At 39.8% G+C, this 24,190-nt stretch carries 21 protein-coding genes; 1 reads left to right on the top strand and 20 read right to left on the bottom strand.

Translation table 11 applies throughout. The features are described 5' to 3' along the window. The first annotated feature begins 49 nt into the window (after window positions 1-49). Window positions 50-658: a biliverdin-producing heme oxygenase gene (locus tag AS4_RS14780; protein ID WP_096734659.1), complete on the top strand. Its 609-nt coding sequence runs from the start codon at window positions 50-52 to the stop codon at window positions 656-658. Between the two features lie 446 nt (window positions 659-1,104). On the opposite strand, the gene AS4_RS14785 is transcribed toward AS4_RS14780, so the two are convergent. From AS4_RS14785 to AS4_RS14880, 20 genes are all read right to left on the bottom strand, one after another. Continuing rightward, a complete protein-coding gene (locus AS4_RS14785) occupies window positions 1,105-2,172 on the bottom strand; it encodes a nucleotidyl transferase AbiEii/AbiGii toxin family protein (protein WP_227548082.1) in 1,068 nt (355 codons plus the stop codon). Then, the gene (locus AS4_RS14790; RefSeq protein WP_096734661.1) at window positions 2,156-2,827 is read right to left on the bottom strand and encodes a DUF6088 family protein; all 672 of its coding nucleotides are present in this window, start codon (window positions 2,825-2,827) and stop codon (window positions 2,156-2,158) included. Before AS4_RS14790 ends, AS4_RS14785 begins: the two co-directional genes overlap by 17 nt. A 741-nt stretch (window positions 2,828-3,568) precedes the next feature. Further along, complete coding sequence (locus AS4_RS14795) at window positions 3,569-4,954, bottom strand: MFS transporter (protein WP_096734662.1); 1,386 nt, start codon at window positions 4,952-4,954, stop codon at window positions 3,569-3,571. A gap of 256 nt (window positions 4,955-5,210) precedes the next feature. Then, window positions 5,211-5,828 (bottom strand): TetR/AcrR family transcriptional regulator, encoded by a 618-nt coding sequence (locus AS4_RS14800; protein WP_096734663.1) that lies wholly within the window; start codon window positions 5,826-5,828, stop codon window positions 5,211-5,213. Window positions 5,829-6,172: 344 nt separating this feature from the next. Then, window positions 6,173-8,128 carry an alkyl/aryl-sulfatase gene (locus AS4_RS14805; protein ID WP_096735541.1) on the bottom strand — a complete coding sequence of 652 codons (1,956 nt, stop codon included), beginning with the start codon at window positions 8,126-8,128 and terminating at the stop codon, window positions 6,173-6,175. Window positions 8,129-8,348: 220 nt separating this feature from the next. After that, the gene (locus AS4_RS14810; protein WP_096734664.1) at window positions 8,349-8,966 is read right to left on the bottom strand and encodes a TetR/AcrR family transcriptional regulator; all 618 of its coding nucleotides are present in this window, start codon (window positions 8,964-8,966) and stop codon (window positions 8,349-8,351) included. A 101-nt stretch (window positions 8,967-9,067) separates the two neighbouring features. Beyond that, window positions 9,068-10,441: a hypothetical protein gene (locus tag AS4_RS14815; protein ID WP_096734665.1), complete on the bottom strand. Its 1,374-nt coding sequence runs from the start codon at window positions 10,439-10,441 to the stop codon at window positions 9,068-9,070. Between the two features lie 643 nt (window positions 10,442-11,084). Beyond that, the gene (locus AS4_RS14820) at window positions 11,085-11,696 is read right to left on the bottom strand and encodes a methyltransferase family protein (protein ID WP_096734666.1); all 612 of its coding nucleotides are present in this window, start codon (window positions 11,694-11,696) and stop codon (window positions 11,085-11,087) included. Between the two features lie 213 nt (window positions 11,697-11,909). Next, window positions 11,910-12,323, bottom strand: a complete 414-nt coding sequence (locus tag AS4_RS14825) for a hypothetical protein (protein ID WP_096734667.1) — start codon at window positions 12,321-12,323, stop codon at window positions 11,910-11,912. Between the two features lie 470 nt (window positions 12,324-12,793). Beyond that, window positions 12,794-13,180 carry a carboxymuconolactone decarboxylase family protein gene (locus AS4_RS14830; protein WP_096734668.1) on the bottom strand — a complete coding sequence of 129 codons (387 nt, stop codon included), beginning with the start codon at window positions 13,178-13,180 and terminating at the stop codon, window positions 12,794-12,796. 21 nt (window positions 13,181-13,201) lie between these two features. Next, window positions 13,202-14,662, bottom strand: a complete 1,461-nt coding sequence (locus AS4_RS14835) for an NAD-dependent succinate-semialdehyde dehydrogenase (RefSeq protein WP_096734669.1) — start codon at window positions 14,660-14,662, stop codon at window positions 13,202-13,204. 74 nt (window positions 14,663-14,736) lie between these two features. Then, a complete protein-coding gene (locus AS4_RS14840; protein WP_096734670.1) occupies window positions 14,737-15,498 on the bottom strand; it encodes a 2-keto-4-pentenoate hydratase in 762 nt (253 codons plus the stop codon). Then, window positions 15,480-17,093: a bifunctional 3-(3-hydroxy-phenyl)propionate/3-hydroxycinnamic acid hydroxylase gene (locus AS4_RS14845; RefSeq protein ID WP_096734671.1), complete on the bottom strand. Its 1,614-nt coding sequence runs from the start codon at window positions 17,091-17,093 to the stop codon at window positions 15,480-15,482. Before AS4_RS14845 ends, AS4_RS14840 begins: the two co-directional genes overlap by 19 nt. A gap of 35 nt (window positions 17,094-17,128) precedes the next feature. Continuing rightward, window positions 17,129-17,965, bottom strand: a complete 837-nt coding sequence (locus AS4_RS14850) for an alpha/beta fold hydrolase (protein WP_096734672.1) — start codon at window positions 17,963-17,965, stop codon at window positions 17,129-17,131. A 58-nt stretch (window positions 17,966-18,023) separates the two neighbouring features. Further along, on the bottom strand, window positions 18,024-18,626 hold the full coding sequence (locus tag AS4_RS14855; protein ID WP_096734673.1) for an amino acid synthesis family protein: 603 nt from the start codon (window positions 18,624-18,626) through the stop codon (window positions 18,024-18,026). Between the two features lie 11 nt (window positions 18,627-18,637). Next, window positions 18,638-19,090 (bottom strand): VOC family protein, encoded by a 453-nt coding sequence (locus tag AS4_RS14860; RefSeq protein ID WP_096734674.1) that lies wholly within the window; start codon window positions 19,088-19,090, stop codon window positions 18,638-18,640. Window positions 19,091-19,102: 12 nt separating this feature from the next. Then, window positions 19,103-20,140, bottom strand: a complete 1,038-nt coding sequence (locus tag AS4_RS14865; RefSeq protein ID WP_096734675.1) for a WD40/YVTN/BNR-like repeat-containing protein — start codon at window positions 20,138-20,140, stop codon at window positions 19,103-19,105. 12 nt (window positions 20,141-20,152) lie between these two features. Beyond that, on the bottom strand, window positions 20,153-20,947 hold the full coding sequence (locus tag AS4_RS14870) for an SDR family NAD(P)-dependent oxidoreductase (RefSeq protein WP_004822873.1): 795 nt from the start codon (window positions 20,945-20,947) through the stop codon (window positions 20,153-20,155). 93 nt (window positions 20,948-21,040) lie between these two features. Beyond that, window positions 21,041-22,528: an aldehyde dehydrogenase family protein gene (locus AS4_RS14875; protein ID WP_096734676.1), complete on the bottom strand. Its 1,488-nt coding sequence runs from the start codon at window positions 22,526-22,528 to the stop codon at window positions 21,041-21,043. Window positions 22,529-22,538: 10 nt separating this feature from the next. Further along, window positions 22,539-24,083: an acetolactate synthase large subunit gene (locus tag AS4_RS14880; protein WP_096734677.1), complete on the bottom strand. Its 1,545-nt coding sequence runs from the start codon at window positions 24,081-24,083 to the stop codon at window positions 22,539-22,541. Window positions 24,084-24,190 lie beyond the last annotated feature (107 nt).

Below are 24,190 nucleotides of genomic sequence, written 5' to 3' on the forward strand. Positions count from 1 at the left end.
ATCTCTCATATAACCCATTTTTTCATAGACTTTTTTATAAGAGAATTACATGAATCAAGCACTGATCACTGAACCCAATCCGCAACAAGAACTCAGTTTAGCCATGCGCCTCAAATTACAGACCGCAGATGAGCATGAAAGAATGCACGCGCTAATGGCAAAGGCAGACGTATTTTCTAGTGTAGAAAAATACGCCTTATTCACCCTGTCTCAGTATTATTTTCAATTGGAAATCGAACATTTATTTCAACAGGATCAAGTGGCTTTACATATTACCGACCTTGATATTCGTGGTCGTTCTGCACAAGCACTGTTAGATCTACAGGATTTAGGTATTCACCCCCAAGGTCAAACTTTAGAAAGTTTAAATGTGACTTTCCCTGCTGCTTTAGGCTGGATTTACGTTTCAGAAGGGTCAACTTTAGGCGCGGCATTCTTATTTAAGCAAGCGCAGCAACGTTTAGGTTTAAGCGCTGAAAATGGTGCGCGCAATTTGGCAGCTTACCCTGAAGGTCGAGCAAAGGTCTGGAAACGATTTGTGCAAGCTTTAGATCAAGCCGAACTCAGCCCTAGCCAGAAAGATGAGGTTATTCAAGGTGCACTGGATGCATTTAATTATTTTGGCAATGCCTTAATCAATTTAGAGCAGCTTAAGTAATTCTATTGCAGATAAGTTACTTCATCTGATGGTAAGGGCTTGCACAGCCACTTATTACAGTGAAAAGTTTAAATTTAATTTGCGTAAACAATTGATCTTTCATAAATCAAAAAATGATTATATGGCTTAAATCATTTTGCTATTGAAAGTCCCTTCTTCCACTGGGAGAAGGCTAGGATGAGGGGTTTTTATGTTGATTTATAGTCTTAAAAAGGACTGATGAAAGAAGTCTAATGCCTCACTTTTGTACTGTCTTATCTTTGCACTCCCCCTACATCGCCTACACAAAGCTATTTAAACTTTGAATGTAAGGTGTGGCATTGCAAACTTTTTACAATCAAACAACTCATTGCCTCATGCAATTGATTTAATTAAAAATATTAATTAACAGAAATTATATTCTTGTATCTAAGTTTTTCAACAGGTTAACTATAGATGCAACATTTTTATACGTTTAAGTTATGATCTTTAATGACCTGATTAATTAGATCTTGCGTTAGTTGTGTAGATTGAATAATTTGATCAAAACTGATCGTGGAATCGTTTAAATAATTAGATTCAATCATCTTTTCATAATCAACTCTAAGCTGACGGATACCCAAATCATCAGGAAGTAAAACAAAATCACCTGAAAGACACTTAGGGTAATTTGCATAACCCGCATTGAAAAAAATATTTTTCAGTTCGACTACATCTTTGAGTAAATTAACGTCTTGAATGGCATTCTGGCCAATTGTGTGATTACTAAGAGACATCAAGTCAAACCAATGCCTTGATAGTCGAGCCGCATCTTGTCTTACGCCACGATGACACTCAACATGAATCAAAGTCGCTTTTTCCCAAAATGTTCGATGTGCTGAAAGCACAGTAACCATACTGGAAGGGAATTCAAAATCTGGGTAAGAATCTGCCATATAAGGAGCAACATGACATATATCATTCGGTTCAATGATATTACGACCACCAAACTCAATTAATATATATTGCAGCATATAGCCTTGTCTTTGATCACTTTTCTGAATTGAAGGAAAAGTAAATTCAATAGCATCACCCTTTTCATTTAGTTCAATTTTAAAAAGTTCACTTCTTGGCAATTGGGCAACCATTTCTCTCAGATAGGGAGCTACAACATCTGCAGCATAAGAACGCACTTCGAGTTCAAGTTTTTTATTAATCCTTCTACTCACAGCCGAACCTATATGTTTTGGAGCAGTTTGATTTTCGCCTAAATGCAACTCATCAACAGCCTTAAATTGACGGTAATCCAAAGTAATATCAATGTCTTCAGAAAAACGATCAATCACATTAAATACCTTAGATAAAGACGTCCCACCTTTGAAAGCCATATCTAAGTGATTTGGCATTTCAAATAACATTTTGAGTACCCAGCATACCCACAAGTCTTTTTCGGCTATCTCTATCCCCCGATTAGGTGTGATTGAAGCGTAATCACGAAAAATTTCAGATTGGTCTTTTTCTGTCAGGTGCATGAACGATTTAGGCGTAGACATCATAATGATTATATTCTTTCTTATCTAATGCTGATTTCATCCAACTGGTTAATTTTAAGTTCTTTAGGTCTTCAAACTGTTCTTCTGTTAAATAGGATTTGATTTGAAAAATCACTTTCTCATTAACCAATTCTTTTCCTAAAAAGTACATAGCAGAGATTGCTAGGCCCACTTCTGTACTACTTGATTGCAATAAAATTTTGCTTTCAGTGTGAATAAACTTCACTCTAGATCCTGCAATAATGATCTCTCGTGATGCTCCACTGGTATAAAACACCTTTGTCATTGGTACTTGATTCGATATTCCCAACGTATTGGCTGCTATCGCTCCGTGTACTTGCAACTTCTCTTTATTCGAGCGACTGATCACCTTGATTGTTTCATTCAGGTCTGGAGGTAAAGCTTTACCTTTTAAGATATGACTAATCTCAGGCTTATAGTAAATGCCTTTATGAATACGTTTAATCTCGCCTTTTTCTACCAATCTAGAAAGGGAACGTAGAATGGCATCATGCGAACCTACAACTTTAAAATTCTCAGCAGTGAATATACGCCCACCATGGTATTTACTGATTTGTGACTGAACTTGTTTAGCAACACTTGATGTTTGACGTTCATTTTGAGTACAAGAACCAGAAAGCTTAAAAGACTTATGCATAAAACTCTCCTTCATCAATCGACATACATAATAGTGCTATTCATCTGGACATTATACACACAAAAAAGTCAAATTTATCTGGACATATGTAAATACTTATTTAGATTAAAGTCATTTAATTACAATATCTTAGGATTTAGTGACTTTACTATATGAACTTTAAGGAGGTACAACGATTTCATACTCAAGTTTAAGTCACAACTTGAGTATGAAATCTATTGAATTCCATAAAGTTATTCCGTCAACTAGGGCAAACGAATTCCTATCAATTTATAATTTACTTTCCAAAACGATGAACTAACTTCTAGGTACAGATAAATTAAATAACCTGAGTTCGATATAAGTTCTTGATGAAATATGATACGCGGAAACGTCATCCGCAACTGTCTGAGGCAGGACTTCATTCATAAAGTATTGTTTCTGCGATTCATTGAATGCGTTGCTGGTCGTCGTCGAGTTTTGCGGTGAGCAGCGATGTAGCTGCGCAAGATGGTTGCCCTTGCGGAGCTTAGCTCCTCATGCCGAAACAAAAGTAGGGCGAGCCGCAGGCTGATCCTGAAATTGAATGACAGTTTAGCAAGACTCCGTCAAGATCATTGTTTTTCAATAAGTTAAAGGTATAGTTAAGTCGAACTCACGTTAAATAGAGTAGTTTGCGAAAAATTCCCAAGCACCAAAAAAAGACATAAGTTTTTTTGAGCTTCGTATCCGCCAAGTCATATTCAACATCTCTCCACTCGGCTATTTCGCTTGTTTTTGGCTATACAACATAAACAAAATAGACAGTAGAAAGAGTCCGCCCATCAACATGACCGTGACATGGAAAGCCATCAGTTCAGCAGATTGTAAGCTATTGCCCTGCTGTTGAGATAAAGTCGTCACAAAGGTCATCGCTGTACCTAATACTGCAATCCCAATTGTCATTCCCAATTGACGTAGTGTATTTAAAATAGCTGCGGCAAAGTTTGCATCTTGCACTTGTACACTGCCCATGATCAATGTACTTGAGCCCGGTACGATCAATCCCATACCAATTCCCATAAGTCCACTACAAAAGATAAATAGCGCAAAAGATGAATCGGTTTGAAAACTCATCATCGCCAACAAGGCTGTGCCTGCAATTGCTAAGCCCAGCGTTAACAGGCTTGCCACAGTAAAACGTTGGTGTAGTTTAGAAAAAGCAATGGAAACAAATGCCTGTGTTAAAAACTGTGGTGCAATCAACCAGCCCGCCTGTGCTGCAGTTAACTCAATCTGATTTTGATAAAACAAAGCAAAGATAAATAACGAACTATATCCTGCAAACCCTAAAATAAAAGAAATCGCGTTATAGGCTAAAAAGCGTTTATTTTTAAATAAATGATTGGGAATCAATGGATGGGTAGCATGTTTTTGTTGCCATACAAACGCCATACTTGCCATGATAAATAAGAAAATACTCAGCATAAACCAGTACGCTAAATGCACATGTTGTAATGCAATAATGCTATACGTTAATGTGACGATCGCCACTGCACTGTAAAGCAAACCCAGATAATCAAAAGGTACAGGCACCGATTTCTGATCTGCCTCAATACCATAATAGCCCAAGTAAATCGTTAGAATCCCAACAGGAAGATTGAGCCAGAAAATACTTTGCCAACCAAAATGATGTACCAGCAACCCACCCATCAATGGGCCGACAATTAATGAAAACGCACTAAACGAACTCCAACGACCGATTTCACGTGCTTTGTCTTGCGGTTGATGAAAATGATGCACCATGATCGCCAATGCCAAAGGGATTAAAACTGCACCAGCCACCCCTTGAATCATTCGTCCAATAATCAATAAACTAAAATTGCTTGCCATTGCACAAATCAATGAACCCACAATAAAAATGATCACACCTAGCAACCATAATTTTTTACGCCCTATACGCTGGCTTAATGCCCCCACCGCTAACATTAAACTCGATAGACTTAAAGCATAGCTATCAATCACCCACTGTAGATCTGCCATGTCGCTATCAAATTCATTTTGAATGCTTCCAAGTGCAAGATTGACACTGCTTAAATCCACCAAACACAGAAAGGTACTGATATAGAGCGCTAAAATAAGATAAATCGGCTGGCGAGATGCATTCATACATCACCTAGATCTTTTAAATGAGAATCATTATATTATACATTGACCGACGGTCGGTCAATGTATAAAACCTACTCAAAACCCAAACCTTTCATTTTTATAGACAGTCTTGAAAGCGCTTTTAAAGATCACTACTGATCACAACTTAAGCAGAATAGTTCGCTTTAAAATGCATCGTTTAGGGTTCTAATTAAAACTGATAATAAAAGAATATCAGACGAGAAGCGATTTATACGATTCAAGATAATGCTGAAAGTCAGCCTTCATGATGGAGCATTTTTAAATATTGCAGCGCAATTTGCTGAGAAAAATCTGTGCTATCGTGCAGTTGATTGGCAATTGCTTCATCTGCAACCCCATGCACACCAGAATAAATCAATAACGCAGTCAATCTTGGCTGTTCTAAATGCCAAATACCCGCCTGCTGCCCTCCATTTAAGATTTGCAGCAATTGTTCCAATATCATATTTTTTTCATTATTTTTACGTTCATGGTGATGTGCACCAAAAACAATATCATGTATAGGATAACTTTCGAGGTAGGTTTGTATATTGGCAGAGATCCAAACCTTAAATTGACTGACCCAATCTTCAGCATCACATGTTGCAACTGCCTTGTCTAAGGCCGCGATAAAAAAATCGATATAACGTTTTTTTAAGGCTTCAACAATATGCTGTTTCGATTCAAAGTAATGATAAAAGGTTCCTTTAGCAACGCCCACACTGGCAATAATTTCACTAATGGTGGTAGCTTCCACACCTTTTTCTAAGAAAAGCGTTTGTGCAGCATTCATCAGCTCATCAATTCGGACTTCTGCTGGCTTGGTTTGCCTTTTTGTCACCTGAGTAGAAGCGACTTGAGATTGTGATGACATACTTCTCTATTTTCTACACACAAGAATTTAATTATAGAGGAGCCCTAGCTAATTCACAATTCAAGCCAATACGAGTCACTGATTACATCAATGTAGCTATAAGCATAGCGCAATATAAAATCCCCCTCATACTAAAATCGTCCACCCATACTAGCTTTATCTCAAAACGAGAAGGAATTTTTAATACCAATATGATTCACTGCACATCATCATTTTTGATTGATGAAACAAGAGCTTTTATTGAGATACTGATATAAAAAATGAGAGAACTTTGTCTATAAGTCCTCCCATTTTATTCAGCTCTATTGATTCAAGCCTAAACATTTAAGCTTCGTCATTTTCCCCTAACCATTTGGTCGAGTCACAATTGGGAAAATTGAATCTGGACGTTTAAACATTGCAAAGAATTTTCCAATTTTCAATGGATTACCTTTGACTTTACTGTCTTTAGAAAGCAGGACTTTTACCCCTTCTATTTGACCTGTAATCATTTTTAGATATAAGGGCTTGGTTACGGTTAATGTTGGGCAATCCGATGCCAAACCATTACTGTCATCATGACGTTTAAACTGCATGACTGAATTTTCTATCCATAATGAAAAATTCTCTTGGGTATCCGACAAAACCAGATTGATACACTGGTTTTCATTTTTTAAATTTTCCACATCTAAATTTGTCGCCATGGCTTCAAGAAATCTTTCAGTTGGCGTGTGAATCAATAAATCACTCGGATCAGACGTATTTTGTAGGGGTATATTATTTTGTAGCTCTTGAGCGCCCACCAAAAAGAAATTACGCCAAGTTGAAGCCTCAGCAGCATAGCCCAATTGACGATACGTATTTGCCAATAAGTCTTTTGCTTGCTGGTTTTGAGGGTTATTCAATACAATATGTTTTAAAATCTCGGCAGCCCATCTATAGTCAGCTTGAGCATAAGCATCCTGCGCATTTTTCAATGCATTGTTCTCCCCGCCTGCCAACTCAATATATTTTTTTGCAACAGCTTTAGGCGGTAATGGATCTAAATTGGAAGGATGAGCATCGAACCATCCCATATAGTATTGGTATACCGCTTTTACATTATGCTTAAGGGTTCCATAATAGCCATGCGCATATAGTTTTTGATCAAGTGCCGCTGGAAGCTGAATTTTCTCAGCAATTTCAGCACCATTAAAACCAGAGTTCATATATCTTACCGTCTGATCATGCGTGAACTTATAAACATCTCGCTGGGTTTTAATAAAATCTTGAATATTGTCATTGCCCCAGACAGGCCAATGATGCTGTGCAATCAATACATCGGATGCTTTGGCATGCTGCATTGCTTGGTCTAAATACCCTACCCATTTTAAGGCATCACGGACTTTAGCACCGCGGAGGGTATAAAGATTATGCATGGTATGCGAAAGAATTTCTGCGCCATTATAAAGTTTCAGTGATGGAATAGAGAAGGTTAACTCTGCTGGTGCTTCTGAACCTGGCACGTTATAAAACACAAAATCCAAACCATCAATGCTCATTTTCTGTTCTGCTTGAGTGATCAATTGTGTAGGCTCAAGGATGCCCATTTTCCCCACAGCAACAGCCTTACCTAAACCTGTATCCACCAGCCCTTCTGCATTTTTAGATAGAAAAGTTCCATACATATAAGTCGCACGACGTATCATGGCTGAACCTGCCATCACATTTTCACTGGTCGCTTCTTCCATAAAGCCTTGTGGCGCAATAATTGGGGTTTTTCTAGCGTTAATTTCTTCTGTAGAAAGAACCCCTAACGCACCACCAAAATGATCGATATGGCTATGGGTAAAGATAATGGCTGAAATTTTTTGCTCACCTAAATGCTGCCTCGCAAATTTAAGTGCTGCTTCTGCCGTTTCTTTCGAGGTCAATGTATCCACAATAATCCAGCCAGTATCGCCCTGAATAATGGTCATATTTGCCAAATCAAAACCACGAATTTGCCAAACTCGATCTGTGACTTTAAATAGACCAACATTATTGTTGAGCTTTGCTTGTCGCCATAGCGCAGGATTAACAGTATTTGGTGCTGGATCATTTAAAAAATTAAACGCATCAAAATCCCAGATTACATTGCCTTTTTCACTTTTAATTTGACCTGTTGGCTTGGCAATAAAGCCTTTTTGCGCATAATTAAACTCAGTCATATCGTCTAAATTATATTTCGTTTTATACGCATTATTTGATTCAATGACCGCTTTTTCGACTTGTCCATTTGCTGCAAAAACAGAAAATGGCAAAATAAACATCAATGAGACCGTTAAAAATTTAATTTTCATTGTCGTTCCTTCTTCAAAATATCCATAATTTTTGATTTTCTGATCTGTACTGTTCTTTTCATTCGGCATCTAATACGATGACTTAATCTCGCTATAAAATCCTTTTTCCTCCATAAGTTCATTCATGATCGTTAATTAACTCATGCTCGTCTTTAGCTCACATCATTTTTGACTTACATCGTTTTTAGTAGCAACATTTTTAATCAATGATCAGTTTAGGCTAATCATAATGTTGATTTACCTTAAAACGAATTCCACCTTCAATATAGTCTTTTAAATATTTACCCAGTAGCTTGTGATCTTTCACCTTGGTCGGCCAAAAATGCTCAAGACCAATATCACTAACCACATTGAGAATGGTATTGAAGGTAAACAGTACTTTTAATGCAATCGCATCAGGCTCCGCATCGGGCAAAGCCAGTTGTAATAATTCGACTGCTTTATCTGAAATAGGTACCAGTGTTTTTACAACAATGATCCGCCCTTCATCTCCAGCACTAATGGTTTTAGAAAAGAACTTTAAATAATGTATGCCATTTTCCTGTAAAAGAATCTTCACCATCGGTTTCATCAAGGCATCTACCACATCAGACACTTGTACCTGTTCAGGTTGAATTGCATTTAATAGCGCTAGACTGTCTTTGACATAGGGTGTCATGACATGATCTAGTGCAGCTTCAACCAATCCCCATTTCGATTTGAAGTGGTAATATAAAGCTGATTTGTTGGCTACTTTTGCAGTTTCATTAATTTTCTGTACAGACAAAGTTTCGATATTGTTCTGCGAAAACAGAACAATCGCTGCCTCGATAAGCTTTTCTTTGGTTTGATTACTCATCACATTCCATAGAGAAAATAAAAAGAGAGGTCTCTTTTATATCAAAAATGATAAAAAATAAACCAATCTCGAATCAGATTGGCTTATTTTTAACGGATGAATTACGAACAACCTTTGGCTTCAAATTCCTCTTTAGATGTATAGTTAAGCTCTGGTAAATAATCACCCATCACCGTTTTTTCATCTCCCCAAACTTTCGTGTTCTGGATCGCTTGATTAAAGCTTGAATACGGTAATAAATTTCTCATAATCAAGAAACCAACATCATTATGCCCTTTCTCCACAGCATCTGGACCAGTATAACCATCACCACGCGGGCTTAAAGGCAAATAAGAAATCCCACATTCTTCTGTGGCATTCTTTGGACGATCTTCGGGTAATGATACAACAAGGGTATAAAAACCATTTTTGTCTTTATGCTTCATTTGCTCGTCATAAATACAGAAGTTGGTTGCTGTCGAAATCAGTTCATTGGTACAAATCGACCAATAACGAATATCGCCTTTGGCTAAAGTAGTTTCGTTACCAGAGGTTGCAGCGATTTGTGGCAGTTTACCTTTTATCACGACCACCTTACCAAGTTTGCGGCTAATCACAGAGAAGGTATATTCGTTATCTGGCGTAGCCCACTGGTTTAGCTTACGTTCTGTTTTAAACCCTTCACACTGCTCTAAGTTATATTTATAAATACAACTAATATTCGCAGGTCCGTTATAGGCGGTATACCATGTTGGCTTCAATTGCGCAGGGAAACCCACATAAGGTTGTTTATTGTATAAACTTAAAATCACGCTCAAAGGTGTTTGTACATTATCCAAAGCTTTTTCTTTGACTTTAAGGACTGTACAGACCTCAGCGCCTGTTTTGATTTCACCATTGGCTAACTGTACTTTATAGCGTGGGAAATTGACTCCGCCTTTCTCATTAAAGCCTTTATTCGGCACATAAACACGATAGATTAACGCCACTTCATTGCTGTCTGTTTTAGGCGCATATAAAGTATTTTCTTTAGGTGATGCAGGTAGATCACCTAACACCAACTCAGCTTTAAATCCTCTTTCTTTATTTAAGCGGTTATTACCCACAATGAAGGGATTGGTCACACCTTGATTGGGTTTAATATTGACATCTACCAGAGAATTAACTCGCTCTCCTTTGGCTGTATAGCTAACCAGAGAGGTGTGACGAGCGTAAGGATAATCACCATCGATAAAAACTTTTGCACCTTCTGGCACTGTAAATTCACTCGACCAGTAATTTACATTGGAGTCTGGAAGCGCATAATTCATTGGATTGGCACCACCTGTTCCATCCTTACTCGAAACAGCATTTTGCCACATACAATCCGTCAGTTCTGCTTTAGGCGGTTGAGTTACACGTTCTGAATCATCATTGTCGTTACAAGCACTTAAAGTGATTGAACCCATAACCGTTGTCAGCAGTATCCCTACTTTTAATTTATTCATCTTTTCCATAACTTATGTTTCCTATGTACCATGCCCTTCAATCCTAGAACGATGGCGATTTCATTTTAATTTTAATTGATCACTTAAATGGACTGGCTTTTAATCCACTTAGATTAAATATAATAATCCACTTAGATTAATTTTCAAGCGGTTTTTTTCTGATCTATTTAAAAAGTGCTTTTTGACATGGATCAACAGCATTTACTATTGGTGTTTAAAGCGATTAAAAATGAGAAGAACCCAGCAACTATGATCTTTTAATTCTTCATCCATTGCTTAGACAGATGAAGGAAAACCCTTGATAAATTGATTAAAAATATCGGCTCTCTTGAATTCTTCATTTTAAAAGAAAAATAAAATAGGGAAAAATAGCGAGAAAGTTTCTTTAAATTAAAAAAGAATAAAAATATATTCGATCTTTTTCATGAATCACAAAATGATCATCTGGAGTAAATCATATCGGTATTGAAAGTCCCTTCTCCCGTTGGGAGAAGGCTAGGATGAGGGGATTTTATCTGGATTTATGCATATTCAGTTTAAAAATCATCCATCCAATATATTCACCATAGCGTACCCAATAACATGATTTTTACTGGATACTCTAAGTATAAACTGCCCTCAATTCAGGTTAATAAAATAAAATAAAATCGGATTAAAATATATTAAAATAAATAGGGAAAACCCCTAACAAGCGAAGCTCTTCAAACAGTTGTACAAACGCAGCAATCCAGAAAAACCAGATCACCTGCGTGAGGAACAACCTAAAATGTTTTGATGAGACTTGACAATATTGCGGTTCAGAATAGTTTTTAAAACTCGGCCAAAAGCGTGGTGTGGTTTGAGTATAATTCAAATACAATTGATCAAATTTTTTCCTCAAAAAACGCTCTTCTTGACGAATGACAAAGTAATAATAAACTAAAAAGAACACGCTAAAAGCCACAGGAAAGAACAAGGTTTCGGTTAAAAACATAATCCCCAGCGCAGCTAAAAAACTAAAGAAATAGAGTGGATTTCGACAGATGGAATACGGACCATCCATAACTAACTTCGCGTTTTTATGGCCTAAAATATAGATACTACACCATATCCGCCCCATTGCTCCGATCCCCACTAAAAACCAACCGAGTAACCATAAAAGATGCTCAATCAAGGGGAAAGTGTCGTGCCATAGACCAAAACTAACAGCAATGATAAATGCCAATATAAAACCAATAACTCTTGAGCCCATGGTCCTTATTCTGGAAGAAAATATAATACTCATTTTATTTCCTCCCACAATAAATTAAATACACATCATCTTTTAGATAAAGTTCCAAGTGGTTACTTATCAAAATTAAATAATGTAAAATATTTATTTTAAAAACAGAGTTTAAAGATAATGATTTCACAAAATAACATATATATTTTTTTTGACTAAACATTTAAATACTCCTCAGCATATACAAAAAATATAAAATGGTGGGAGCTGCTTTAGCTAACCACCGTATAGCTGCTTGAATTTAGGAGGAGGAGATAAATTATTTAATTCAGGGGATTGATATAAATTCAACCATCTGTATCTCTGAAAAGTCAGAAGATTAAAAAATGGGTTGAATGTATTTTCAAATTTACGCTCAATTTTTAAATCAGCAAAGTTCGATATGAAATTACATTTATCATTTAAACAAATATTTTGACAAAACTGATTTATTTCATTGTTATATCTTATTTTTTCAATATTTCTTTCAACATCGCTCATGGCTATAAGTAATTCTTTATCATTGATATTTTGTTTTATATGGGTTTGCGTTGAAATTTCATTAAGACATAAAGATTCAACAACATACCAGACATTCTGAAATGTAAATTGAAACACCAATAGCCAAACAAAAAACAGCTTCTTTCCCATTACAACTTTCTGTAAACAATATTCATGATATTTAAAAACTCAACCAAGTAAGTTACTGCTCTACAAATGAAAAAATAGATTTCAATAAATTAGTTTAAAATAATACTAAAGCGATTCCATATCTGTGTGAACTTACACGATCCTACTCATTTTAAAAGTCAATGATTAATTTTATATAATAGTTTTTTAAATTTACAATTACATTTACACAAAAAAGAAACAAGATATTGGTAAATATTCGATAAAGCATTTTTATTACAAAATTGTCATTAATTAAATATTTGATTAGAACGCTTTTATAAATCAAAAAACAATCATATGGAGTGATTCATAGTCGTATTGAAAGTTCCTTCTCCCGCTGGGAGAAGACTAGGATGAGGGGAATTTTATGTTGATTTATGGTTTAAAAAAAGACTTCTGAAAGATGCCTATAGATCAAAACAAATTAGATTATCGATCTAAAATAAACACTAACCATTTTCTCGTTCATATTCTGCAATCGCTTCTTTGGCAATACGGAAGCTATCTACACCAGCAGGCACACCACAGTAAATTGTGACTTGCAATAGGACTTCTCGAATTTTGTCTTTTGGGACGCCATTACGTAACGCACCTTTCACATGTAACTTAAGCTCATTTGGGCGGTTAAGTGCTGAGATCATAGCCAGATTAATCAGACTTCGTTCAGGTTTAGTCAGCCCCTCTCGCCCCCAAACTGCACCCCAACAATACTCAGTGGTTAACTCTAGTAATGGCCAGTTAAAATCATCAGCATTGTTCATAGAATGATTAACATATTCTTCGCCGAGTACTTGTTTACGGATCGCCAGTCCTTTTTCAAATTTTTCATTACTCATTTGCTTAGTCCTCACAATTGATTATTTGCTTAATCCAGCGAACAACACATATTTAATTTCCAAATAGTCTTCTATTCCATATTTGGAGCCTTCTCGTCCTAATCCAGATTGCTTTATCCCACCAAACGGCGCCACTTCGTTGGACAATATTCCAGTATTCAGTGCCACCATGCCATACGCTAAGGCATCAGATACACGCATTGCCCTGCCTAAATCCTGAGTATAAAAATAAGATGCCAAACCGAACTCAGTGTCATTGGCATAGGCGATGACCTCTTCTTCTGTTTCAAACTTAAATACAGGCGCCAATGGACCAAAAGTTTCTTCTTTGGCAACTTTCATTTCAGCAGTAACATCTTTGACAATGGTCGGTTCAAAGAACAGTGCCCCGCATGGATGAGGCTTTCCACCCAATACAATCTGGGCACCTTTACTTACTGCATCGTCAATATGTTCTGTCACTTTGCGAATCGCTGCAGCGTCAATGACGGGTCCAAAATCTACGCCAGCCTGCATACCATTACCGACCTTAAACTGTTTTACCGCCGCAACTAATTTTTCGATAAATACATCATAGACCGCTGATTGCACATATATTCGATTGGCACAGACACAGGTCTGCCCTGCATTGCGAAATTTACTTGCAATCGCACCTGTTACAGCAGCATCAAGATCGGCATCATTAAATACAATAAATGGAGCATTCCCACCCAACTCCATCGACACTTTTTTCACTGTTGACGCACATTGTGCAATCAACTTTTTACCCACCTCAGTTGAACCTGTAAAACTAAACTTCTGCACGCGTTCATCTGTAGTCAATACCTCACCGATTTCGCTAGAGCTTCCAGTGATGACATTGAATACCCCCGCTGGAATACCTGCGCGTTGTGCCAACTCAGCAATGGCAAAGGCTGATAATGGCGTTTGCGAGGCTGGACGGACAATTATGGTACAACCTGCCGCTAAGGCCGGTGCAACTTTACGGGTAATCATGGCATTGGGAAAATTCCACGGGGTAATTGCCGCACAAACCCCGATGGGTTGTTTGTTGACTAAAATTTTCTGATCAGCGGCATTAGAGGGAATGATATCGCCATAAACCCGTTTGGCTTCTTCGGCAAACCATTCGATATAAGCTGCGCCATATGCAATTTCACCCTTGGCTTCTGCTAAAGGTTTTCCTTGTTCCAAGGTTAATATATAGGCCAGATCATCTTGATGCTGCATGATTAAATCAAACCATTGACGTAATATCTGACTACGTTGTTTGGCAGTTTTTTTACGCCATAGCGCTAAAGCCTGTTCAGCGGCAGTAACGGCATCCAAGGCTTCCTGCTGCCCCATTTTCGGTACAGTGCTAATAATTTCACCTGTGGCAGGATTGATCACATTAAAAGTTTGTTTCGTGTCAGCATCTCGCCACTGACCATTGATCAATGCCTGTGATTTTAATAAACCCACGTCGTTTAGTTGTGCCATTTTATTGTTTTCCTATTTTTTAAATTTGTGCCAAACACCAAACTTTTTTACATCTTCAACAATACTTTCCCGATTTAAATCACTTGCAACGAGAGTTTTTGACCAAGCACTGAAAAATCATATTGCCCTATGTTTAAATCCATCGGACGAATGATGGAACCTGTTAAAATCACATCACCTGCGTTTAAGCTTTTAGCCTGTTGCAAGAGGGTACGAACCAACCAAAGATAGTTGCGGATTGGGTGATCTTCAGATTGTGTGGTCACTGTGACATCTAGGTTGGTATGCTCTATAAGCGGGTGATTATCTAAATCAGCTATAGCGACCTCTATTTCATCACCCAGTATGTAAAACTGTGCCGCAGCATTATCTGCTAAGAATTGAGCGAGATTAAATTGCCAGTTTTGCCAGCGCGTATCTGCGATTTCAATTGCTGGGCGTATTTGTCCAACTTTTGCCAACAATTCAGCATCGGTTAAATCCGCAGTGGTGATGGTTTGTTTTAAAATAAAGGCTAATTCAACTTCTAATTTCGGCTGGTACAGATTTGCCAGCGCTATACAACTTTCATTTTCCAATTGCATATCTGAGCAAAGATGACCATAAACAGGATGTTGCAAAGCATATTTGGCTTGAGCAGGCGCACCCGAAAGAGCCACTTTCCAACCTGAAACTGTAGTGTCAGTTTCCTGACAATAATGTTGGATCATTTGAGCCTGACTAAGATAAGCCTGATCGGTTTCAAGAGATTCAAACTCATTGGCATCCAATACATGTCGCACAATACGCGCATCGAGTAAGCGATGTTGTAACTCGGTTAATTGATCAACTGACATGCCAATTTCTCCAGAGTTTCTTCAAGCTTTTCCAAAGCACAGGTGGCTGCAATAAAGCGGTCAGGACGTACAATCACTACTTCATCACGGGCAAGATCAAACCAGTCTTCGAGTTTACGCTCCACATCCTCTACACAAATCACCTGCTCGGAAGCGTTTAAAGGTTGCTTACGATTTAGACCACTTTTAGCGCGATTGATCTGAATAAAGCGAGTCTCCCGACTTTGCCAAAATTGCCGCGTCTGCTCGGATAAATGCTTTAGTGGATCTTTTCGAAATGCAATCACGGCATACCATTGACCGAGAATTTCATCAAATTTCAGCTTATGGGCTTGAGCATCTTCGACATAGGGTTGAATAAATATTTTCCCAACAACATCGGTTTCTTTGATGTGCGGACGTGGATGATAGACCAAACCTTTATGAATAAAGGGTTTCGGTTTAAATTTAAATTCAACCAGATGGCTGCGTAAGGCATCGACATTGTTAAAAGCTTGAAATAGCCAATCACGTACCCCTGCCATAAGTGGATTGGTCAATCCCAAAACCATGCCCATATTGTCTGCCAAGGCAACTAATTCTGTCGCGTGGGTACGGCGTTCATCATCATAACTGGCGATGATTTTTTCGGAGGCGTAGTTTTTTAATACCGCAGCCAATTTCCATGCGATGTTCCCTACATCACGAATACCTGAGTTTAAGCCTTGCCCTGCCCAAGGTGGCGTAATATGTGCCGCATCTCCAATCAGGATAATTCGTCCCTGAATAAAGCGATTGGCAACCCTTGAATTATGGGTATAGGCACGAATTCGAATAATTTCCAGTTCATCTACAGCATCACCAATATGATTACGGATCAGTTGTCGAATGTTGTCTTCCTTACACATGCTTTCTTCGTCTTCACCATCAAACAGCATAAATTCCCAACGGCGCTGTTGATAAGGCAAATAGATACAGACAAATGGGCGGTTAGGGTCTGCATGTAAAGCGGTATATGGTGCATCCAGAGAATCATGCGCAGCGTCCACCACAATCCATTTATGTGGATGAGTTAAGCCCTCAAGCTGAATTCCTGCCTTTTTACGGACACAGGAACGTCCACCATCTGCACCAATCACATATTTGGCTGAAATTTGGTAAATTTCACCATCGCTGTCTTTAACCTTGACCGTTGCCGATTCTTCGCTCTGAGTAATATCGAGCATTTCATGCCCAGAACGTAATTCAACCTGTGTATAGACTTGCAACATTTCCCGCATGGATTTTTCTAAAAGCTGCTGCATAAAGATATTGCGCATCGGCCAACCATAATCAGCAACAGACGGTTTCACTTCAGCAAAACAAATTCCACGAGCATTGTAATAACGCAACGGTACATTTTGGATCATGTCTTTTACAACTTCATCAGCAACGCCAATAGTTTGCAAGACACGTAAGGCCTCATCATCCATGCCCACTGCACGAGGGTACGGTAAAATATCTGGACTCATTTCAAGCACAATGCTTTGAATTCCATACATTCCCATATAATGCGCCAGCGCGATTCCATTTGGCCCACCGCCAACAATAACAACCTGTGTGTGTTCCTGCTTCATCCCTATTGCTCCCTTGCTTTGACTTCCTTATACAGCTAAGCAAACTGTCTTAAAAAATCCTGTACGGTCTGATTAAATTGCTCAGTTTGATCATCATGGACATAATGTGATGCCCCTGCAATTTCCACTGTTTTTACCAGTTTGTTGTTTTCCTTAATTTTTTCGAGTATCTCAGTGGTTAAGAAATCTGACAAGCCGCCCTTGATAAATAGCGTAGGACAAGTCAACCTTTTAACCGCAGGCCACAGGTCGATCGATGGAAAACTCAAACGTGCCTTGGCAATCCCTTCCTGATCATGGCGCCAATGAATCAGGCCATCTTTTTCCACTAAGGTATGTTGCAAACGTGACTGAATCCCCTGCTCATCAATCAATGGGCGAAGCTTTTGCCAAAATACTGTGGCCTCATCCCATGAAGCAAAAGATAATGGAGTAGTCTGCATTTCATGTCGAATCCGCGCTGCACCATCGCCTTGTATCGAGGAGCCTGGACCAATATCCTCAACAATCAATGCCTGAACCTGCTCAGGATGCAAACGGGTAAATTCAAGTGCATTCGTTCCACCTAATGAATGACCCAATAAGATGATTTGATCTACCTTTAATTCAGCAATCAAATCTTCAAGATCATGTACATAATATTCAGTTTGGTAGCTTGAATATTCCGCCCAATCACTTTGTCCACGTCCCCGCTGATCCAGTGCCACCACATAAAAATGCTCCGCAAGCAGTGGTGCAAGCAGGTGCCATGTTGCGGCGTAGGAACGCAATCCATGCAGCATGATTAAGACAGGCTGCTCAGGTTCGCCCCAAGTTAAATAATGCAGACCAAGTCCACTGCGGTTTTTAAAAAAATGGCTTCCTATTCGCATAATCTCATATCCTTATATGTATGCGCGATGCCTAAGATTGAGCTGCGTTATCGCTGGCTTAATTCAGACCATCTTCACCTTTAATTTCAGAGGCTTTTAAGCCACCTAAGCGGGCATGTAAGCGTCCACGAGTCGCAAAAGCCCAAATCACGATAATTTCATCGTTATTGGGTGCATCATTAAAAGATAAAGAAAATGTGTCATAGTGCGAACGTACATAAAGCGCATCTTTATGTGCTAAAGGAACATCAATAATGGTTCCTGCAACACCCCGTTTACCTGTCGATGGCACCCATGATTTACCACCACCAATGGCCTCACGTACTGGGTTAGCCGCAGGATTGGTTAAAAATGCATTGCCATGTTCATATTCGCTATTCATACCAACCAAAATGGCTTTGCCATAACTTTCAATGGCGCGACCCTGTGCCAAAGCCTGTATACGGCGACCAAATTCACGCCCCAGTTCAGGTGATTTTTCAATCAGTGCATTGAGATCTTGCTGAAACTGACCCGCAAATGGATTATGGATCGCAACAGCAACCGCATATTTATAAACCGGTTCACCATCTGCCAACACACCGCTTTCATTTGCCAGTGTTTCTTCTACAAAGCTGTACCATTTACGAATATGATATTGTTCAAAATTTGCTTTTTTCATATCAGAATCCTTTAAAAAATAGGTTTTATTTCAATCGGATTGCTTGGAGCCCCAGCATCATGGAAAGCTTTAATCGCTTCTGTATCATCATGAATGGTTTCTAAAAAGAACTCTAAACGATTGCCATCTGGGTCATTGAAATACAGGCCATTGCCTACGGTATGGTCTGTGGTTTTGACCACTTCCACGCCTTTTTGGATCAGCATGCCATGCAATTTCTGCAGGGTTTCAAATGTTCCCTCTATTTCCAAACCGTAGTGCTGCAAGCCGAGTCCACCTTGCTGTGCATCAGGCGCCGCCTTGATCAAGGCAATGTCATGATGCTTTACACCAAAACTCATCATGATCCATGCTGGACCACGCGCATGCTCAACCATCCCTAAGACATCGGCATACCATTGAGCTGATGCTTCAGGATCTCTGACAAAGAGTGAAAGATGCGTCCGTAATACTTTTATTTTCATCTTTAGCTCGCATTATTTTTCGATCACAGATTGATGTAGCGCCTTGATCTCAGTATTTGCAGGGGTCCATAACACATCTGCAATTTCACTAAATTCACGCCAATGTTTAATCCAGCTATTACCGCCATTTTCACTGGTAAATAGATGACCATACTTTGTGCCAGCAACCATCTGCGCTGGATTGTTAAAGTTTTGCTGAATCGCCCAGATACATGAGTTGGGTTGTTGCGGTAAAGGCAAGACTTCCCATGTTGCTGCTGCATCTTTAGAAACCAGAATCTTACTGGTGGTGCCCGGCGTTCCGTCCGAAATACTGATATACACGGTACTTTGACTGTGATGATGTGCTGACATTGCACGCACGTAATACAAACCAAAAGTTTCTTTGGCAATAATTCCTGTCCATGTCTGTCCGTCATCAAAACTGCGGTACACCGCATTGACACAGACCACCACCACCACTTTTTGACCATGATTTGGCAACACCGCAATCGCATGCACGTCAGAATTAAAATCCCAAAGCAAACGATCATCTAGCCGCTGCCAAGTATCACCACCATCTTGTGAATGAAAGAGTCCGCCTTCTTCCAAACCAAACCAAATTTTATTGGCATCGGTTGGATCATAAGCAAAAGCCAGTAAGCGTGGACGACTGACCCCTGCACAAAATTCTGGAATTTCTACGGGCGCAGCATCCCAAGTCTGACCACCATCTAAACTACGCCAAAGCACAGCACGTGAAGGTGCTCCTGTTCCTGCAAAAATTCTTTGTCGGTTTTGCGGATCAACAACAACTTTCCAAACGGTCTGACCTTTAAACGGTGTATCCATTTGCTGCCATGTCCCACCACAATCATGGCTGACACATAAGCCAATATCTGTACCTGCATAGATGATGTTGGCTTGTTCAGGATCCTGTGATAAAGCGCGAGTAATCGCATCAAATTCTAGATCTTGCCCCACACCCAAACGATGCCATAACTTGCCATCATCACCACTACGGATCACCGCTTGTCCAACGGTCGCCACTAATAATGTTCCATTTGACATAATGCCTGCTCCTTAGATAAAGATGCCACGGGTCAAACCACCATCAATCCCAATCGACTCACCTGTGATTGCACCCGCTTTTGGTGAAGCCAGAAAACCAATCAAGTAGCCCATTTCAATAGGTGCAAGTGTCCTGCGAATTGGTGTGCTGTCGATATAACCCTGACGCACCTGCTCAGGTGTTTTGTTCTGCTTGATCCCTTCACGTTCATAAAGCTCTTGGATATGTGGTGTATCAACAACTCCTGGATGGATCAGATTTACCGTGATCCCCGATGGACCAAGTTGGTCAGATAAGGTCTTGGTCAAATGGGCAATCGCAAGATTACGCATCCCTGACATGACCTTACTGCCACGACCTGTTAAGCCACCAATATTGATGACCCGACCAAAACCAGCCTTTTTCATATAGGGTGTAACCGCTTTGATACAACGGAAATAGCCAATAACTTTGGTATCTAAATCACCCAATAGCTCATGATCTTCTGCATGTTCAATATCATTACGTACCACACCAGACGGGGCTGCTGCACCATTGACCAAAATATCAATTCGTCCAAAATGCTGCACGGCCTGATCAACCATAAACTGTACCGCTTTCATATCTGTGGTATCACAAAATAATGGCAACACCTCATTACCCGTTTCAGTTGCAATCTCTTTGGCCGCCTCATTCAAATAACTCATACGGCGCGCGCAGATCACGACTTTACAGCCTTCTTGCGATAAAAGACGGGCTACATCTTTACCAATTCCCATCCCACCACCAGTAACGATTGCAACTCGATCTTTTAATTCTAAATCCATTTTTTAGTCCTTTTTTTGAGTCAAAAATCCCCCATTCCCACGTTGAGTGGGAAAGTGACGCCCTTTTTTAAGGGAGTTTCACAGGGACCTTAATTAATACAAATTCACGCAAACATTTTTGGTTTCAGTATAGGCTTCAATCACATCATGGCTCATTTCACGTCCCCAACCTGATTGTTTATAACCACCAAATGGAGAAACTGGGTCCACCACGTTATAGCAATTTACCCATACGGATCCTGCTTCTAATTTGGCTGCAATCTGATGTGCTTGTGATAGATCCTGTGTCCAAATTCCAGCTGCTAAACCGTAAATTGAATTATTGGCACGCTCTATCAACTCATCCGTATCTGACCAACTCATCACCGTTAATACAGGGCCAAATATTTCCTCTTTGGCAATACAGGCTTTTTCTTCACGATCAAGGAAAATGGTTGGCTCAACAAAATAGCCTTGATCAAAACCAGCTGGACGTTGACCACCTGTCAGTAATTCAGCACCTTCCGCTAATGCCTGCTGAATATAACGATTGACTGTCGCATATTGGCGTTCAGATACCAGTGGCCCCATGGTTGAGCTTTCATCTAGACCATTGGCAATCTTCATGCCCTGCGCCTGTTTGCATAAACCATCCAACACTTCATCCAGCACTTTTTCATGCACATACAAACGGGAACCTGCGGTGCACACCTGTCCTTGGTTATAAAAAATGGCTTGCGCTGCGCCAGGAATCGCTTTACTCAAATCTGCATCAGCTAAAATAATATTGGGTGACTTACCGCCTAACTCTAAAGTAACACGTTTCATATTCGAGGTTGCTTGTTGGGCAATGGCTTTACCCACCACTGTTGAACCGGTAAATGCCACTTTATTGACTTGCATATGGGCACTCAGCGGTTCACCAACATCACGCCCTGTACCTGTGACCAGATTAACCACCCCTGCTGGAAAACCTGCTTCTTGAAAAAGCTGCATTAAGCGCACTGCAATCAATGGTGTTTGTTCAGCAGGTTTTAAAATTGCGGTACAGCCCACAGCCATTGCAGGTGCAAGTTTCCAAATACACATGGTCAGTGGGAAATTCCATGGCACAATCAAAGCACAAACGCCCACAGGATCACGTAAGGTATAGTTTAAAAATGCGCCTTGTGGTGCACCTGAAACTGGTACTTGTCGACCTTCAACCTTGGTCGCAAAACCCGCAAAGTAACGTAAAATATGTGCAGCACCGCCACACTCATGACGTGAATACAATAATGGTTTACCATTATCCAGTGTTAAAATCTGGGCCAACTCTTCAGTGTGTTTTTCCACTAAATCTGCCAATTGATACAACAATCTGGCACGTGTTGCTGGGATCTCATAACGCCACGTTTTAAACGCTTGATTGGCAGCATCGACTGCCAAATCAACATCCGCTGCAGCGCCTTTTGCCACTTGAGCAATCACCTCTTGTGTTGCTGGATTTTCAACATCAAAGGTCTGTTTACTGACTGAGTCCGTCCATTGACCGCCAATAAATAATTGTTGTGGTTTCGCTAAAAAACGATGCACTTCTGGAAAAATCACATTTATAGCCATGGGATACACCTCATAATTCCATTACGATTAGATGGGGTTGCATTGCTTGATTGGTTTGAGTCAATGCAGTTTGTAATTCTTGATTGGTTCGCGTCACAGTAGATGCTAAGCCATATGCCTTAGCCAAGGCTGTCCAATCTATTTTCGGTTGATTGAGTTCGGTTAAAGACAATGCCGTTTCACTGAATTCTTCGACACCAAAACGTCTTAATTCATTTTGCAAAATGGCATAACGATGATTGGCAGCAATGAGAATTGTGACTGGTAAATTTTCACGGGCAATGCTCCACAATGTTTGAATGGTATATTGCGCACTGCCATCAGATTGTAAGCAGAATACCCGTGTTCCGCGTTCAGCCAATGCAGCACCAAAACCAGCAGGAATGCCCTGTCCAATTGCACCACCGGTATTGGTCATGACCCGATGTTTTAGCGCATCATTCGAAGCAGTAAAAAATGGATAACCACAAGTCCCGCCCTCAATCGAGACAATACAATCCTCGGTCAGACTTGCAGATAGAATTTTCGCAATAGATACTGGACTCAAGGTTGCTTGTGCGGGTGGTAAGTCGATTGCATTCGTCGCAACAGGTACAAAGGCAGGCGCATTCAGTTCATCCGCCAGTGCATTGAGTGCAGCAGGTACATCCTCACCAACATCAGCCAGATAAAGTAAACGATCTGGTTCTGCCAAGCGCGATGGCAAACCCTCATAGCCAAAATAGCTAATTGGATCAATAACACCTGCACACACCACATAATCATATTGATCCAACACCTCGATCGCCTTTTCAGGAAAATAGGGCAAACGATCCAGATCTGGCAAACCACCACCTCGATGACTGATCCATGGGAATGTTTCAGCAAACATACGCACATGTGCTAATTGCGCCAAACGTCCTGCTGCTTTTAAACCCTCATCATTTACACCAGTATCTCCCACAATAAACACCAGCGATTTACCCTGCTGATAATACCGAGCAACCTGTTCAACCTTACTGGCGATAAAGTGACGTTGTGGTGCGGCAACCTGAAAATGCTTCCCAACACCCTGAATCTGTTGGGCTTGAAAATCCATGGGTAAGATCAGCGTAGCGATTTGTCCTTTGGCTTGCCAAGCGGCTTTCATTGCATCCTGTAAATCATCACCAATACTGTTGGCATTGCGGGTCATCCGCACCCAACCTGACACGGTTTTTGCCATGCTTTCAATATCACTGGCAAGTGGTGGATCATAGTTCACATGCCATGAGGCATGATCCCCAATAATATTGACGATCGGTGTATTGGCACGGCGAGCATTGTGCAAATTTGCCATGCTATTGGCAAAGCCAGGCCCCAAATGGGTCAGGGTCAAAGCAGGTTTTGCCGCCACCCGACCATATCCATCAGCAGCGCCAGAACACACACCCTCAAATAGAGAAAGGATAGGTTTGATTTTAGTTTCCGCTTGCATCACCGCAACCATCGGAATTTCTGTTGTTCCTGGGTTAGCAAAACAATATTCAAAGCCAAGTTGCGCAGCCGTTTTTACAAAATATTCCGCACCGATCATCTTCTTCACCAGAAAAATTTAGTTATTCCCTTATTAAGAGATTTATAAAACATAAAATTTATTATTTCAATAGTTATTTTCATAATACGGGATTTTTTACAATTTTA

The sequence above is a fragment of the Acinetobacter guillouiae genome (genome assembly GCF_002370525.2).
In the GTDB taxonomy this organism is placed as follows: Bacteria; Pseudomonadota; Gammaproteobacteria; order Pseudomonadales; family Moraxellaceae; genus Acinetobacter; species Acinetobacter guillouiae.